Origin of the sequence: Aquisalimonas sp. 2447, assembly GCF_012044895.1 — a bacterium.
Classification (GTDB): Bacteria; Pseudomonadota; Gammaproteobacteria; order Nitrococcales; family Aquisalimonadaceae; genus Aquisalimonas.
Genome location: NZ_CP050695.1, coordinates 2,363,376 through 2,378,842 on the forward strand (window position 1 = coordinate 2,363,376; position 15,467 = coordinate 2,378,842).

At 65.9% G+C, this 15,467-nt stretch carries 13 protein-coding genes; 3 read left to right on the plus strand and 10 right to left on the minus strand.

Annotated elements, in window-relative coordinates; all coding sequences use genetic code 11:
- Positions 1-17: 17 nt before the first annotated feature.
- The 3 genes from fliE to KU884_RS11115 all read right to left on the minus strand — a co-directional run bounded on the left by fliE (position 18) and on the right by KU884_RS11115 (position 3,454).
- Positions 18-344, minus strand: coding sequence for a flagellar hook-basal body complex protein FliE (gene fliE, locus KU884_RS11105; RefSeq protein ID WP_167782706.1), 327 nt, complete (start codon positions 342-344; stop codon positions 18-20).
- Positions 345-389: 45 nt separating this feature from the next.
- Entirely contained in the window at positions 390-1,715 is a 1,326-nt protein-coding gene (locus tag KU884_RS11110; protein WP_254432023.1) for a sigma-54 dependent transcriptional regulator, read from the minus strand.
- A gap of 239 nt (positions 1,716-1,954) precedes the next feature.
- Positions 1,955-3,454 carry a sigma-54 dependent transcriptional regulator gene (locus KU884_RS11115; RefSeq protein WP_254432024.1) on the minus strand — a complete coding sequence of 500 codons (1,500 nt, stop codon included), beginning with the start codon at positions 3,452-3,454 and terminating at the stop codon, positions 1,955-1,957.
- A gap of 502 nt (positions 3,455-3,956) precedes the next feature.
- On the opposite strand from KU884_RS11115, the gene KU884_RS11120 reads away from it, so the two are divergent.
- Positions 3,957-4,226 carry a type II toxin-antitoxin system Phd/YefM family antitoxin gene (locus tag KU884_RS11120; protein WP_167782707.1) on the plus strand — a complete coding sequence of 90 codons (270 nt, stop codon included), beginning with the start codon at positions 3,957-3,959 and terminating at the stop codon, positions 4,224-4,226.
- Entirely contained in the window at positions 4,227-4,526 is a 300-nt protein-coding gene (locus tag KU884_RS11125; protein ID WP_167782708.1) for a type II toxin-antitoxin system RelE/ParE family toxin, read from the plus strand.
- A gap of 137 nt (positions 4,527-4,663) precedes the next feature.
- On the opposite strand, the gene KU884_RS11130 is transcribed toward KU884_RS11125, so the two are convergent.
- From KU884_RS11130 to KU884_RS11160, 6 genes are all read right to left on the minus strand, one after another.
- A complete protein-coding gene (locus KU884_RS11130) occupies positions 4,664-4,984 on the minus strand; it encodes a flagellar protein FliT (RefSeq protein ID WP_167782709.1) in 321 nt (106 codons plus the stop codon).
- 19 nt (positions 4,985-5,003) lie between these two features.
- Positions 5,004-5,453: a flagellar export chaperone FliS gene (fliS, locus tag KU884_RS11135; protein ID WP_167782710.1), complete on the minus strand. Its 450-nt coding sequence runs from the start codon at positions 5,451-5,453 to the stop codon at positions 5,004-5,006.
- A gap of 51 nt (positions 5,454-5,504) precedes the next feature.
- On the minus strand, positions 5,505-7,505 hold the full coding sequence (gene fliD / locus KU884_RS11140) for a flagellar filament capping protein FliD (protein WP_167782711.1): 2,001 nt from the start codon (positions 7,503-7,505) through the stop codon (positions 5,505-5,507).
- 152 nt (positions 7,506-7,657) lie between these two features.
- Entirely contained in the window at positions 7,658-8,002 is a 345-nt protein-coding gene (locus KU884_RS11145) for a flagellar protein FlaG (protein ID WP_167782712.1), read from the minus strand.
- 75 nt (positions 8,003-8,077) lie between these two features.
- Complete coding sequence (locus KU884_RS19115; protein ID WP_167782713.1) at positions 8,078-10,315, minus strand: flagellin; 2,238 nt, start codon at positions 10,313-10,315, stop codon at positions 8,078-8,080.
- A 331-nt stretch (positions 10,316-10,646) separates the two neighbouring features.
- The gene (locus tag KU884_RS11160) at positions 10,647-11,072 is read right to left on the minus strand and encodes an NfeD family protein (RefSeq protein WP_167782714.1); all 426 of its coding nucleotides are present in this window, start codon (positions 11,070-11,072) and stop codon (positions 10,647-10,649) included.
- Between the two features lie 110 nt (positions 11,073-11,182).
- Here KU884_RS11160 and KU884_RS11165 point away from each other — a divergent pair, with 110 nt between their 5' ends.
- The gene (locus KU884_RS11165) at positions 11,183-13,855 is read left to right on the plus strand and encodes a diguanylate cyclase domain-containing protein (protein ID WP_167782715.1); all 2,673 of its coding nucleotides are present in this window, start codon (positions 11,183-11,185) and stop codon (positions 13,853-13,855) included.
- A 100-nt stretch (positions 13,856-13,955) separates the two neighbouring features.
- Here KU884_RS11165 and KU884_RS11170 read toward each other — a convergent pair whose 3' ends face one another.
- Entirely contained in the window at positions 13,956-15,467 is a 1,512-nt protein-coding gene (locus KU884_RS11170; protein WP_167782716.1) for a Ppx/GppA phosphatase family protein, read from the minus strand.

Sequence of the window (15,467 nt, forward strand, 5' to 3'; positions counted from 1 at the left end):
GACTCGATTACCTCAGATCAGACGGGCATGTTGTAGATGTCCTGGTAGGCTTCCACCAGCTGGTTACGCACCTGCTTGGTGGCCTCGAAGGCGACCTGCGACTTCTGCAGCGACACCATCACTTCCGTCAGTTCCACATCTTCGCCGCTGACGAAGGCATCCTGCATGGCACTGGCCTGAAGCTGGGTCTCGTTCACCGTCTCCACGGCATTGCGCAACGCTTCGGCGAACTGGGGCCCCTCCTGCGGATTGCCCTGCGCCTCCCGGGCGCCGCCGGCCTGCTCGGCCATGGCTTGCATCTGCTGGAGCAGTTGCGCCGCACCATTGTTGTTGACCGGATTCATAGCACACCTCCGTTACCGTGCCCCATGAACGGGGCCGCAATTCCGTTAACCCGCCTGCACCTGGGCCGTGCCGGCGCTGTCCGGCACCGACACGCCCTCGTCACGCATGCGGGCGATCTTGTATCTGAGCGTGCGCACGCTGATGCCCAGACGATCCGCAGTCGTCTTGCGACTGCCATTGGTCTGGCGCAGGGTGTCAAGAATCAGACGGTGCTCGCTGTCCCGCAGGTTCTCATCCAGGGAACCGTCGGCATCCGCCGCCCCGTCCGCGCTCAGCGGCGCCACCTCGAACTGCAGATCCTCGGCGTCCACGTGTTCGCCGTCGGCGAGGATCAGCGCGCGCTGGACCACGTTCTCGAGTTCCCGGACGTTGCCCGGCCAGTCGTGTTCCAGCAGCCGGCGGCGCGCCCCCGGCGAGAGGGTGGCGCTGCCGTTGCCCAACCGCTGCAGAAGCTCCTCGGCCAGCGGCAGCACGTCGTCACGGCGCTCCCGCAGCGGCGGCAACTGGATGGGGAAGACACACAGGCGGTAGTAGAGATCCTCGCGGAAGGCGCCGCTGGCCACGGCCTCGCGGAGATCGCGGTTGGTGGTGGCCACCACGCGGGCGTCCACGGGAATGGGCCGCGAACCGCAGAGGCGTTCCACCTCCCGCTCCTGCAGCACCCGCAGGAGTTTCGCCTGCAGGGCGCCGTCGATCTCGGAGATCTCGTCCAGCAGTAGCGTGCCGCCGGCGGCCTGCTCGAACTTGCCGGCGTGGCTGCGGACCGCACCGGTGAAGGCGCCCTTCTCGTAGCCGAACAGCAGCGCCTCCAGCATGTTCTCGGGGATGGCCGCGCAGTTCACGGCCACGAAGGGGCCCTCGGCGCGCTCGGAGTGATCGTGGAGATACCGGGCGAACACTTCCTTCCCGGTACCGCTCTCGCCGTTCAGGAGCACCGTCACCGGCTTCGACGCCACGCGACGGGCGAGATCCAGCACGCCGCGGGTGCGCTGATCCACCGCCACCAGACCCTCCCCCGAGGCGGGGATCGCATGGCGCCGGCTCACGGTAACCACGGCGGCGGCGTCCTCGGGAGCCGCCAGAAAATCGACGGCGCCGTAGCGAATGGCCCGCACCGCCCGCGGCACATCGGCCCCGGGCTCCATCACCACCACCGGCGGCGCCCCGGGCCGGCGGCGCAGACGCCGCCAGTCGCCGACGCTGCTGGCATGCACCAACGCCAGGCCCACCGGGGCTGTATTGACGGCGTCACAGGCGGCATCCATGGACGCAACGGACAACACCTCGAAGCCCGCATCGCCCAGCGCCTGGACCGGCGCGGCCCGCATGGCCTCGTCCGCTGCAACCACGAGAATCTTCGTCTCCGACACGACGCACCCTCCCACTCACAGGCCGACGACGACGATTCCCCGACGGCCCTGTTATTCGTGTGGGAGGGGTTTTGCAGTAACCGTGCCAGGAGGGTGGATGCGGGGCCTCGTAGGGCGGACCTTCAGGTCCGCCGATCGGCTCCGATGGGCCACGATGGCCTGCATGTCGGGAAAACGGCGGACCTGAAGGTCCGCCCTACGGCGGGCGAAGGCAAGCGAAGGCGGGTGACGGCGGGGCTTTACGCCTCCTCGGGGCGCTGGATGTCGTACTTGCGCAGTTTCTCCACCAGGGTCGTGCGGCGCAGGTGCAGCAGCTTGGCGGCCTGGGCGACGACGCCGTCGGATTCCTGCAGGGCCTCGCGGATCAGCCGCTGCTCCAGATCCGCCAGATGTTCGCGCAGATCGATGCCGCCGTCCGCCCAATCCACCATCAAGCCATTGGCGTCCGAGGCGGCATGGCCGTTGGTTTCGGGCACTGCGTGGCCGTTCACCGCGGCAGCCTCCGATGGCGTCTCCAGGGGTTCGGCCGCGGCGCCCTCCTCCTGCGACGCCGCCGTGTCCTCGCCCTCGTCGCCGACTTCCCGCAGGATCTTCTCCGGCAGTTCCTCCACCACCACCTCGCCGTAGGGGCAAGTGATGGCCAGGCGCTCGATCATGTTGGCCAGTTCGCGCACGTTGCCGGGCCACTCGTACCGGCTCAGCGTCGACAGCGTTGCCGGGGACATCTGCACCGATCCACGGCCGTCATCCTCAATGCGCTTGGTCAGCTCCTCCACCAGCACCGGGATGTCCCCGGGGCGGTCGCGCAACGGCGGCATTTCGATGGGAAACACGTTGAGCCGGTAGAACAGATCCTCGCGGAACGCGCCATCACGGATTCGCTCCTCCAGATCCCGGTGGGTGGCCGCCAGCACCCGCACATCCGCCTCCATGGACTTGTTACTGCCCACCCGCTCGAAGGTGCGCTCCTGCAACACCCGCAGCAGTTTCACCTGCATGTTCGGGCTCATGTCACCGATCTCGTCCAGAAAGATGGTGCCGCCCTGGGCCAGCTCGAACCGCCCCTGGCGGGCGGTGATGGCGCCGGTGAAAGCGCCCTTCTCGTGGCCGAACAGCTCACTCTCCAGCAGCTCCGGGGGAATGGCGCCGCAGTTGATGGGCACGAACGGCCCGTTGCACCGCTCTGAGAGGGCATGGATGTTCTGCGCCACCACCTCCTTGCCGGTGCCGGATTCACCCAGGATCAGCACGCTGGCATCGGTGCCGGCCACCTGATCGATGAGCTTCTGCACCCGGCGCATGGCGCGGCTCTCACCCACCAGGCGCGGAGCGCCGGCCTTGCGGGCCTGACGCGCGCGGCGGCCGGTGTTATGGCTCATGGCCTGTTTCAGTGCCGATGCGAACTGCTGCTGGCGCAGCGGCAGATCCAGGGTACCCAGGACGTTGGCCGTCAGACTCTCCGCAGCCACGCGGTTGACGGCATCGGGATTGAGCAGGAACACGGGGAGGTCTTCCGCCAGCCGGTTCACCCGCTCCAGCGCCGCCCGCCAGCCGGCCTCGTCTGCCGCGCCGGCCAGCAGGGCCAGCGCCGGCTCGCGCGCGGCGAAGGCCGAATCCAGGGACTCCGGGCTGGAACACACCACCGCCTCGTGGTCCTGAAACCGCAGCACCGCCTCCACGCCCGAAGCCCGCTCCCGGTCTTCGTCAAAGATCACCACATGAACCACGCGCACCCCCACGCTATAACCGCCGCTGCCCGGCGGGCGTTCGTTCTTGATTACTTATTGCGGCGTCCTGCCCGGGAAATTCCTGTCAACCCGTCGCACCCCGGCGACGTCAATAACCCGACAGTAGTTGGCCCTCAGCTACAGTGTCAACGAACCGTCGCCGAGATTGGGAACCGGTTCACGTAATGGCGGGAAGGGGGGAACGACGCGCGGAAAGAACGTAGGGCGGACCTTCAGGTCCGCCGTGCAAGATATGCAAGCCAAGGCGGCTCAATCGACGCCCGATCGGCGGACGTGAACGTCCGCCCTACGAAGCGACACAACCGCCCTGCGTGCTACCTGCGTAGCTCCGCCCACACCATGACATCCTACTTCGGGATGCAGGCGAGCGTCTCCCGGGCCCTGCTGGCACCTGACGGCACAACCAGCGGCACCGCCGCAGACATTATATTTCTTGACCGCACCTGTTCACCGGTGCTATCGATAGCACTCTCCGGTTGAGTGAGCGGTCCCCATGCCAGTGAAATTTTCCGAGGATGTCATCCCTCTTTCAGACTTGAAGATCAATCCCGGCAAGGTGGTTGGTCGGGCGCAGGATACGCATCGTCCGATACTGTTGACCAGTCGAGGCCGCGGCATCGCTGTTGTTCAGGGGCTCGAGGATTATGAGAAAACCGCGGAGGAATTGCGGTTCGTAAAAGCGGTGGCGCAAGGGCTTATGGATGTGCGTGAGGGCAACACCGTATCGCTGGAGGACGCCAAGGCAACGCTGGGCATGAAGTAAATGGAATTACGCATCGCACAGTCCGCCCTTGAGGACTTGCAAACGATTCAGGAGTACTACGCGGAGCAGCAGGTACCACACATTGGTGATGAGTACCTGACTGCCATTCTGCAGCACTGTGAATTGCTTCAACGTCACCCGGATGCAGGCCGAATCGTCCCTGAATTCAATCTGGACCACATTCGCGAACTGATTCACGCACCGTTTCGCGCGGTCTACCTCAGGCATGCCACGGAGGTTGTGCTCATACGAGTATGGCGGAGCGAGAGGCAGCTCGAATTACCGGGTAACGAAATATAACCAGCTTTCGTAGGGCGGACCTTCAGGTCCGCCGTGCAAGATATGCAAGCCAAGGCGGCTCAATCGACGCCCAATCGGCGGACGTGAACGTCCGCCCTACGAAGTAAGAGCACCCGCCCTGCGTGCATGTGGGTTCGTTATCTGGAATAGCGGCGGTAGGCGGAGAGGGCCGCCTTGCCGGTCTGGGTCTTGCGCACGGCGTCGCCGGCTTCATCGCGGGCGGCGGCGGCGAGGCGCTGGAGTTCCGGGTCGATCTCCAGGAGTTCGCTGATGCAGCGGCGGACCACCTCCACTGCCTCATCCGGCACGGGTTCCGCAAACAAAGCTTCACTCAGTTCACGGCGCTGCCCTTCCATGGCGGCCACCGCGGCCCAGTCCTCCTTGCGCGCTTCACGGAGCATCTGCTCCGTGAGGCCCAGGAGGCGACGGGCGGCCTGTTTCTTGTCGTCGGGGGTCATGCGTCCATACTGCCGGGGCTCAGCCGGTCACGCTGATGCGCGGCTGGGCCGGGGCCTCCTGTTCCGCCGAAGCGGTGGTGCCACCGGACTGGGCCTGCGGCGAGACGCCGTCCCAGCCGGTCTTGATCTCGCGCATGAGCTGGGCGACGTGATCGAACAGCTCCACGTCCTTGCGCGCCGACGCCAGCAGCAGCTGACGCTGCATGTAGTCGTACAGGGCTTCCAGGTTGCCGGCCAGTTCACCACCGTGCTCGTGATCCAGGGTGCCCTGCAGGGCGTGGAGAATGCCCAGGGCCTTGTCCACTTCCCGGCCTTTCGCCATGTAGTCCTTCTGCTCCAGCGCGGCGGTGGCCCGCACCATGCGCTGACAGAAGTTGTCCATCAGCATGCCGACCAGGGTGTACGGGTCCGCATACTCCGCCGACTGCGCCGTGGTCTGCTGGTAGGCCTTCAAGTTGCCGTAGGTCATGGTTCTTCTCCTCGACCGCGGTCCGGGCATGCCGGGGGCGCGGGGTCAGGGTTATTGCTGGTTCAAGCCGGCGAGCTGCTGTTCCAGGAACTCACCGGTCTGCTGAAGCTCCGACACCAGGCCGTCCAGGCGGCCGAACTGCTGGTTGTAGCGCGCCTCCACCTGCTCCATGCGGTCGTCCAGGCGCTCGCGGCCCTGCGCCACGCGCTCCAGGCGATTGTTCAGGCTGTCCGTCTGGCTGCCGATGACACCATCGGCGCCAAGGAACCGGTCCAGGACCCGATCCACCCCCGCCAGTGACCCCCGCGAGAACGCCAGAGTCCCCAACTCACCGAAAGCATCCGGCTGGGTATCCAGGCTCAGGCCGGCCGCGGGGCCGTCAAAGGCGGTGAGCTGCAATCCCTCGCCGGTGGCCTCCACGCCGCCGATGGTGCCCTGGACATCGCTCCCCGCCGTGCTGGTGGCGTCATCCAGGGACAGCCGATCGCGCAGATCCGCCCCCACGTCCTCGAAGGCGATGGTGGACTCTTCACCAAAGCTGTTGGAGCGGATGCGCAGGGAGCCATCCTCCAGGGCCTCCACCTCGACACCCAGGCCGCCGCTGCGCACCGCCTCGGCACCGTTGATGGTACGGGCGAGTTCGGCGGCCAGCTCGTCGGCGGAGTTGATCTCGCCGCCGGGCAGGTCAAGCAACTCGGTACGTTCGCCGTCCACGATCACGCGGAAACTGCTGTCAGCATCGTCCGGGTCGAAAGGGAATTCACCCGTGGTCAAATTCTCCAGGGAACCGCGGGTGGCGGCCTCGGTGACTTCCACGTCGAACCGCCCCGGTTCGGCGCTGCCGCTGGCGCTACGCAGACTGAAGCCGTCGCCCTCGACCAGCCCGGTGGACTGGGAAAACAACGCCTCCACCGCGCGCGGGTCCTCCTGCAGGGCATCTTCCAGCCGTGCCTCGTCCAGTTCCAGGGTGCCCTCTCGGGTGGTGAGAATGCCCACGTCCGCCAGGGAACGAACGGCGCGTCCCTCCAGCTCATCCAGGGGCTGAGTCAGTTCATTACGCAACTGGCTGGTGAGGCCGCGCAGCAGCGGGTCACCGTTGAGTGGGCCGCTTTCCTCGGTTTCGGGGTCGAAACGCGTGAGCTCGTTGATCTGGGTCTGCAGCTCGTTGAAACCTTCAACAAAGGCTTGCACGCCCTCGGCCGCCCCGCTGCTATCCTCGGAGACGCTCACCGTGGCCGGGCCATCGGTGGTGCCGTCCAGGGTGATGCTGGTCCCGGGGAGAATATCGTCCAGTTCGTTGGAGCTGCGGGTGATGGCCAGGCCGTCCACGCTGAGCTCCGCGTCCTGTGCACTGCGATTCAGCAATGCCGATGCGGCGTTATCCTCGTTGAACGCGAGGGCTTCCAGCTGACCACCAGCGTCGTCCGCATCGACATCCACCACGAAGCCGCTGTCGGCACCGGTATCCGTGGAGTTGAACACCAGCCGGTCCTGGGTGCCGTCATTGACGATACTGGCGCGCACGCCACCATCGGCCGCGTTCACCGCGTCGCGGATCTCTTCCAGGCTGCTCTCGGCGGGATCAATGTTGATGGAGACGGTGCCGCGGCTATCGCTGGGCGTGAAGTCTTCAACCCCCCCTTCCTCACCCGGCGTGACTTCACCGAAGCGGAAGGTCAGGCTGCCGCCGCCGAGCTGCTCGTCCCGCTCGACGCCCTCGGGCCCCACGGCGAGGCTCTGGCCCCGGGCGAGCTGTTGCACGTCCAATTCCACACTACCCGGCTCCGCATCATCGCCGGCGCTCACGGAGACGGCGTCACTGGTGCTGTCGGCGGCGATGGTCTCGAAGCCGCCTTGGGCGGCCTGCACCGCCTCGCGGAACTGACCCAGCGCGGATTCCACCTGCCCCATGGCGGAGAGCTCCGTCTCCAGGCGCTCTTCCTGACGGTTGAGCCGGTTTTCCTGGGGCGCGCGTTCCGCCTGCACCAGATCATCCACGATGCCGCGGATATCCAGCCCAGAACCGACGCCCAGCGAGCTAATGGTGGACATGCAAACCTCCTCTCGTGACCGGCGGCAATCGCCTGCCGGTCGCCGGCATGTTACTGCCGCGGGATGCGGCGTCGATGCCGGGTATTGCTGTCGCTACCGACCCGGCAGCCGTCTTTCTGCAAGACCCCTGCCGCCTCGGCAACGCGATCTGTTCAGGCTTCCGCCTCGAACAGCAGACCGCGGACTTCTTCCAGGCTTTCCGCCACGGCCATGAGCTTCTCCGGCGGAATCTGGCGAATCACTTCCTCGGTGGCGGAGTCCTTCACGGTGACGATGATGCGGCCGGACTGATCGCTGACCTCGAATTCGAGATCGCGGCTGACCATCTGTGCATTCTCGTTGAGGCGATCCACCGCCTCTTCCACCTGGTCCGGGTCCATGGGCTCGACGGGCCCCTGATTACCAAGCTCCGGAGAGGCACTCCGGTCACCGCTCTCGTTGCGGCTCACCGCGCCCGGATTGACCAGACCGGCACTGACGAATTCAAGCTTGTCCATCCTTCCATTCTCCACAGGAACCGAAGGGAGCGGTACCCGGTCATCCCGGGTACCGCCCATTCACCCCGAAGGGCTTTACTGCAGCAGGCTCACCACGTTCTGGGGAATCTGGTTGGCCTGGGCCAGCACCGAGGTACCGGCCTGCTGGAGGATCTGCGCACGGGTCAGATCCGCCGTCTCGGAGGCGAAATCGGCATCCACGATGCGGGAGCGGGCGGCCGACAGGTTCTCCGACCCGACACTCAGGTTGGCGATGGTGGACTCGAAGCGGTTCTGGGTCGCACCAAGATCCGCCCGCAACCCGTTCACCTGGTCAATGGCGAAGTCCACGGCCACCAGGGTCTCGTTGGCCGCGTCGCGGCTGATCACGCCCAGGTCGTTGAGCGAGCGCCCGTCCGCCTCGGCATCGGCATTCAGTTCGACATCGACCACCTGCTCACCGTCGACATCCGCGGCCAGGGACACCGAGAAGTCCTGCCCGCGCTCACCGGAGAAGACAATGTCGTTACCATCCGCCGTCAGATTCGCCTGGACGCCCGTCTCGGCCGATTCGGCGTTGATCTGGCCGATCACGTCGTTCAGGGAACTGGCGTCCTCGATGGCAACCGCTGTGCCGTTGACATCCGCCTCGAAGGTCACCGTCTCGCCCGCGGCAAAGCGGTCGTTCAGGGTCTCGATCTCGGCGCTGCTCAGATCCGTCTCGGCAGTGACCTGGTTCTGCCCATCCTCAATGTCCAAATCGAAGTCGAACTGCTCCAGACCGGCGTTCGTAATGGTCAGTTCATCTCCGGAGCCTGAAACGCTGATCTGCTCATTGCCGGCTTCCTCCTGCACGGTGGCCTCGATGGCAGCTGCCAAGTCGGTAATGCTGCTGCCTTCTTCGACGGAGAACTCGAACTCACCAACACCATCGATGGTGATTGTTCCCGTGGCTCCGGTCGAGATATCGAAGTCCGCGTTCTCAGCGGCAAGATCGAGTTCAGTTTCCTGTGCGGCCGCAGCATCCAGCGTCAGATTAAAGTCGTCGCCCGTCGTGCCATCCTGATCGAGCTGAAGCGAATCGAGAGAGAATTCCTCGAGGGTTGTATTTTCAAAGGTGATATTATCACTAGTGCCAGTATCTCCGTCTACCCCGAAATTCTCGATTCCGTCGATATCCTGGAGCTCCGAGGCATCACGAATTGCTGCCTGCAAAGCGCCAGCCAGGTCATTGGAATCATCGAACTGTTGTCCGTCAATACCGGCTGCATCGGCAAGATCCACTGTCACGCCACCGAGGGTGACTTCAAAGCTTTCGACGGTTACTGGATTCTCAGCTCCTCCCTGATCGAAATCCCCATCATTCGTATTGATCCCGCCAGCGGAAACATCAACTGTGCCTGTCTCCGCCTCAGCTCCATCGACGTCCTCGTTATTGAAGTTGACTTCTTCACCATCACCGGTGCGAAGGTCGGCCCCGAAATCGACGGAGTCCGTTGTCAGGTTCGTGACCGAAACGGTGTTGAGAGAGGGGTTAGAAGTTACTTCGAAATCGTCGGCATCCAGAACACTGTCATCAGCGATTCCATCGCGGATCGCATCGGCGATAAGGCCCATTTGCGTTTCCGAATCCTCACCATCGAGATCCGCCTGCGCAATTTCGATATCGATCGTCCGACCGTCGATCTCCACGCTACCGGTCAGGTCGCCCTCGTCAAAGGCGACGTCACTGAAATCCAGCGACGCTTCTCCTCCAGCAACGCGGTCCACCTCGGTTTCACCCAGGCTCACGGCGTCGCCGGCACCGGTCTGGGTCAGCACGGCTCCGAGCTGGCTACCCCGGGAGTCCGCACCGTCCACACCGATGGTCTGCCCGGCATTCGCGCCCACCTGGAAAATGAGCTCTTCGAGATTGCCGTCCAGGACATTCTGGTCGTTGAACTGCGTAGAGGCGGCGATCCGGTTCACCTCTTCGATCGCCTGCTGCACCTCCTGATCCAGCGCCTGCCGGTCGGAGTTGGAGTTGGTGTCGTTGGCCGCCTGCACCGAGAGTTCGCGCACCCGCTGGAGCAGGTTGCCGATCTCGTCCAGGCCGCCCTCGGCGGTCTGGGCAAACGAGATACCGTCGTTGGAGTTGCGCTGCGCCTGTTCCAGGCCACTGATCTGGGCGCTGAAACGCTCGGAGATGGCCAGGCCGGCGGCGTCGTCACCGGCGCTGTTGATGCGCAGCCCGGAGGACAGGCGCTCCAGGGAGGTCTGCAGGCCGCCCTGGGACTCGTTCAGATTGCGCTGCGCGTTAAGCGACGCAATGTTGGTGTTGATTACCTGAGACATGTTGTTTCTCCTGCGTTTGTCCTGCGGTGCTGCTGCACCGGTTCATCGGTTTGTAACCGCGAGATGTTGTCTCTCGGGCGGGTTAACGGCAGGGGTTGGGGGGACTTTAGGGGTTGCGGGCGGTTTTTTGTGACGGGGCTCACAAAACCGGGGTTGGAGAGGTCGCGGCCTGCGCCGCTCCTACGGTGGGGCATGGTCGTGACCGGGCTCGTAGGGCGGACGTTCACGTCCGCCGTCAATCGACATGCAAGCCGAGGTGGCTCATCGAAGGCCGGATCGGCGGACGTGAACGTCCGCCCTACGCGGGTGGTCGAGATGCCGGCCGCGCGATTCATTCGCGGGTGCCGGGATCCGGGGTGACGGTGAGGATGCGGCCTTGGGTGGACTGGACGCGGATGGGGGTGCCGTTGCGGATGGGGTCTGCGGCGCTGCGGGCGCGCCAGAATTCGCCGTTGACCAGGACCAGGCCGCGGTCGGTGATGTCGGAGTGGGCGCGGCCGCGGGCGCCTTCCAGGGTGGGCACGGGCTGGCCGCGGATGCCGGACTGGAGCGCGGGGCGGTAGAGGGGGTAAAGCGCGGCGTCCTTGGCGACCCAGATGACCATGACCCAGGCGGCAGTGCTCCGGGAAATCCACCCCCAGCCCAGCAGCATGTAAAGGCCCGCACCGAGGACCAGAATGCCGGGAACCTGGATCAGAATGTAACGAATCAGTGGTCCGTAACCGGATGTTCGGTTTCGTGACTCAGGTCCGGGCATGAATCATCCTGTTCTGTTCTAATGCGGCACTGGAGAAGCATATTCACGCACACGCACAGTCACGCATATAACGAGCGGCCATAACAAGAACAGCCGCCGGGAGAGCGTTCGTGACGGATCGGCCCGAATCCAGCACGCAGCAACGTCACACCATCGTACGCCGGCTGGGTGAACTGGATGAGCGCACGATGGCGCTCATGAGAGATATCACTGGCCTCGCCTCGCGACTGGCCGGTACCGAATTCGCCACCATCACGCTGGCTGACGTGGAGGCCATGCGTGTGCGTGCCTGCGTCAGCCTGCAGGACCACGACCTCCCCCACGAGGAAAGCTTCTGCGCGCGAACCGTCACCGACGACGACCTGGTGATTGTGCCGGATGCGCGCAACGACCCCCGTTTCCGGGATCTGCCCCTGGTGCAGCAGCAGGACGGTCTGCGGTTCTACGCCGGTGCGCCGCTGCGCAGCCCGGAGGGCCTGCCCTTCGGCACCCTCTGCGTCCTCGACCGAACGCCTCGGGACGGCCTTAACGAAATCGGTCAGCACGTTCTTGACCACCTGGCCCGCCTCGCCGCGGCGTATCTGGACAACTACCTCGCCCTCCAGGATGCCCGCCACCAGCGCCAACACCAGGCGGAGCAGGAGCAGATCCTGGACGCCTTCTCCAGGACCAGCCACAGCGGCTACAGCCTTGCTGATGCCGAGGGCCGTATCCGGCGCATCAGCGGTTTCAGCAGCCACATTCTGGGCTACTCCCCGGAGGAACTGGTGGGCACCCAGGTCGTCCGGATGGTGCCCGAAGAGCTCCGGGGCACCGTCCGGGAGCAGCATGAGGCGGTGATCCGCGACGGCAAGCCGCGCTCCGGTGTGTGGAAGTTGATGCACCGCCGTGGCCATTTTCGCTACATGCACATCTCCGGAGAGCGGGTGACCGGGGCAGACGGAGAACCACTGGTGTTCTCCAGCCTCACGGATGTGACCCAGGACCACCTGCGCACGCGGCTGCGCAACGAGCGCTCGCGACTGCTGGAGCGGCTGGCGCGCAGCTACTCGGTGGCCGACGTGCTCTCGGAACTCCTGGGCACGTTGCCCCGCTACAGCTCCAACGCCGTGGCGGCCATCGCGGAGTTGAACGGCGAGGGTCTGCAACTGCTTTCCGCGCCGGCGTTGACGGCAGAGCAGCGCGAGCTGTTCCAGGCGCTGCTGCAACTGCCGGGCAGCCCCGTGGAGGTTATGCGCCAGCGCGACTGGCTCACCGCCACGCCGGACCTGCAGCGCAGCAGCACTTACGCGGGCGGGGAACTTGCGGCCCGCGCCGGCTGGCAGGCCATGATCTGGTTCCCCCTGCGCCACCCGGACGGCAGCCAGCGGGGGGCCATGGCGATCCTGCGCGACCAGCCGGAGCCGTTCGGCGACGATGAGACCGAACTTCTGGCCGATGTGGTGGCTTTGGCGTCTACCATCCTGGAGACGGGCTCGTTGCTGGAGCGCATGCACTACCAGGCCAACCACGACATCCTCACCGGCCTGGCGAACCGGCGACTGCTCAGGGAGCGCACCACCCGGGCGCTGGCGGGAGCGCGGCGGGGACGATCCCAGCTGGCCGTGTTCATGCTGGACCTGGACAACTTCAAGATGGTCAACGACAGCCTGGGGCACGATGCCGGGGACGAGCTACTGAACGACGTCGCCAGTCGGCTGCTGGACTGCACCCGGGACGAGGACACCGTGGCCCGGCTGGGTGGCGACGAGTTCGTGGTGGTCGCCCCGGAGGTGGACCGGGCCGGCGCGGAGCGGCTGGTGGAGAAACTGATGGCCGCCCTGAGCAACCCGGCCCGCCTCGGCGGCCAGGCGGTCACGGTGCGGCCCAGCATCGGCATCGCCCTCTCCGGCGTGGACGGTGATTCAGCGGATGCGCTGCTGAGCGCCGCCGATGCCGCCATGTACGACGCCAAGGCGTCCGGGCGGAACACTTACCGGTTTCACGGGCCGGACATGGACCGGCCCATCGCAACGCGGTTCCAGCTGCAGCAGGAACTCTACCAACCCGAGGTCCGCTCGCAGCTGGCCACCGAGCTCGACCCGCGGGTCGACCGGCAAGACCGGCTGGTGGCCATGGAGTACATCTCGGTCTGGCATCACCCGGTGCAGGGCTACATCGACCGCGCCCAGTTGCTGGAGCTGGCCGAGGAGACGGGGCAGCTCCATGTCATGGAACGCCTGATCGTGGAGAAGATGGCGGCAACCCTGCCCACGGTACTGAGCCGCAATGCCAACGCGGTGCTCTCCGTGCGCCTGGCCGAGATCACGCTCAAGGACGAGACGTTCCCGGAGCGGCTGGAGCAGTACATGGACACCTTCGGCATCGGTCCGCGGCAAGTGGAAGTGGATGTGACCCGCGCGTTCCTGCATCACGACCCGCAACTCATGCAGGGGATTACCGCCCTGAAGTCGCGACTGCCCGGCCTGCGCCTTGCCATGTACGACTTCGGCGCCCGCGCCGTGCCCATGATCGAGCTCGCCCGGCTGGGCGTGGACACGGCCAAGCTCGCCCCCGAGTGGCTGAGCCTGCTGACCGGCACCAACACCTCCGAGCGCCGTCGGGCAGAGACGGTTATCACGCACTTCCGCGGCCTTTGCCAGGACATGGACATGACCCTGGTGGCGGAAGGTGTGGAGACGCCGGAGCAGCGGGATGCGGCTTGGGCGGTCGGGGTGCATCAGTGTCAGGGGGCGTTGTTCCTTGAGGGGGCGCCGCTGGAGTCGGACGGTACGTCCGGGTAGGTGTTGGATTCGTAGGGTGCATCTTGATGCACCATGAGAACCTTTCTCGAAGCCGTTGAAGGTGCATCAAGATGCACCCTACGCGTCCGGGGTGTCGGCTTCATTGATCTTCATTGACGATGAGGGTGTAGCCCGCGCGGGTCAGGGTCTGCCGTTCCAGTTCCAGGTCCGCCAGGGTGAGCGGGTGGCGGTCCAGCCACACAGGGGGGAAGGTCAGGGTCAGGGTGGCGTCTTCGGCCTCCAGGCGCACGGGCGGGGCCTCTTCGTCCAGGCGGCTGCGGTGCAGGACCACCGCCAGGCGCAGCAGCGGGATCAGGCGCCACGTTCTCTGCTGCCGCCCGTGCGGGACGGCCGATAACGCCGAGCGGGCGATCTTGCGGCGGTGGCACCGGATCAGCGCCGCCAGCACCGCCTGATCCTGGGCCGAGAAACCGCCCAGATCGCCGTGGCGGGCGATGTACTCGCCGTGGCGGTGATAACCGCTATGGGCAACGTCCAGGCCGATCTCGTGCAACCGCGCCGCCCAGGCCAGCCAGTTCCGCGCCTCATGGTCCAGGCCCCAGTCGTCCGTTACCTGGCCCAGCAGCGACAGCGCGGTGCGCTCCACCCGGGCGGCATGCCCCGCGTCCACATGGTATCTGCTGGCCAGGGCGGCGACGGTCTGGTCACGGACGTCGTGGTAGTCCATGCGCCCGACCAGGTCGTGGAGCACGCCTTCCCGCAGTGCGCCGTCGGAGACCTGCATGCTCTCGATGCCCAGCGCCCGGAACAGCCCCGTGAGGATCGCCACGCCAGCAGGGAACACGGGCCGCCGATCATCCTCAAGCCCCGGAAGGTCGAGTCTGTCCATGGTCCGGGCGGCAGCGATCCGCTGACTGAGATCCATCAGGGCATCCCGCCGGATGCACTCCTCGGCCTGGCCGCCGGCGGTCAGCACACGATGCACGGCCTTCACGGTCCCCGAGCCACCCACCGCATGGGCAAAGGCCGGCGCCCGGAACCGGGCCACCACGGGCTCCAGCACGCGCTCCGCCTCCAGCGCCGCTTTTTCCATCGCCTTCGCCCCAAGGCGACCATCGGCAAAGCAGCGGCGAGTCAGGTTGACGCAGCCCACCTCCAGGCTCTCCATGCGCAGCGGCCGCACCCCCTCGCCGATGACCACCTCGGTACTGCCCCCGCCGATATCCACCACCAGTCGCCGTCCACCCTCCTCGCCGAGACTCCGCGCCACACCGAGGTAGATCAGGCGCGCCTCCTCCATGCCGGAAACCACTTCCACCGAATGCCCGAGGGCCGCCTCGGCCGCCGCCATGAAGGCGTCGGCATCACGCATCTCCCGCAGGGTGTTGGTGCCGACCACCCGGACATGGCTGGACGGCAGCCCCTGCAGGCGCTGGCCGAAGCGCTCCAAGGCCTGCAGAGCGCGGCTGCGTACCGCGTCACCGAGCGCACCCGTGTCATCCAGCCCTTCGCCCAGGCGCACCATGAGTTTCAGGCGATCCAGGATCTGCAGATCACCGTGGTGGCGCCGCGCCACCACCATGTGGAAGCTGTTGGAGCCGAGATCCACCGCGGCCACGGTTGCCGTGGTGTCGCTCTGCGCTCCGCTCAT

Excerpts from the sequence above, each read along its gene's own strand:
- fliE (WP_167782706.1), bottom strand. The coding sequence starts at position 344 with ATGAATCCGGTCAACAACAATGGTGCGGCGCAACTGCTCCAGCAGATG.
- KU884_RS11120 (WP_167782707.1), top strand. The coding sequence starts at position 3,957 with ATGCCAGTGAAATTTTCCGAGGATGTCATCCCTCTTTCAGACTTGAAG.
- KU884_RS11125 (WP_167782708.1), top strand. The coding sequence starts at position 4,227 with ATGGAATTACGCATCGCACAGTCCGCCCTTGAGGACTTGCAAACGATT.
- KU884_RS11130 (WP_167782709.1), bottom strand. The coding sequence starts at position 4,984 with ATGACCCCCGACGACAAGAAACAGGCCGCCCGTCGCCTCCTGGGCCTC.
- fliS (WP_167782710.1), bottom strand. The coding sequence starts at position 5,453 with ATGACCTACGGCAACTTGAAGGCCTACCAGCAGACCACGGCGCAGTCG.
- fliD (WP_167782711.1), bottom strand. The coding sequence starts at position 7,505 with ATGTCCACCATTAGCTCGCTGGGCGTCGGTTCTGGGCTGGATATCCGC.
- KU884_RS11145 (WP_167782712.1), bottom strand. The coding sequence starts at position 8,002 with ATGGACAAGCTTGAATTCGTCAGTGCCGGTCTGGTCAATCCGGGCGCG.
- KU884_RS19115 (WP_167782713.1), bottom strand. The coding sequence starts at position 10,315 with ATGTCTCAGGTAATCAACACCAACATTGCGTCGCTTAACGCGCAGCGC.
- KU884_RS11160 (WP_167782714.1), bottom strand. The coding sequence starts at position 11,072 with ATGCCCGGACCTGAGTCACGAAACCGAACATCCGGTTACGGACCACTG.
- KU884_RS11170 (WP_167782716.1), bottom strand. The coding sequence starts at position 15,467 with ATGAGCGGAGCGCAGAGCGACACCACGGCAACCGTGGCCGCGGTGGAT.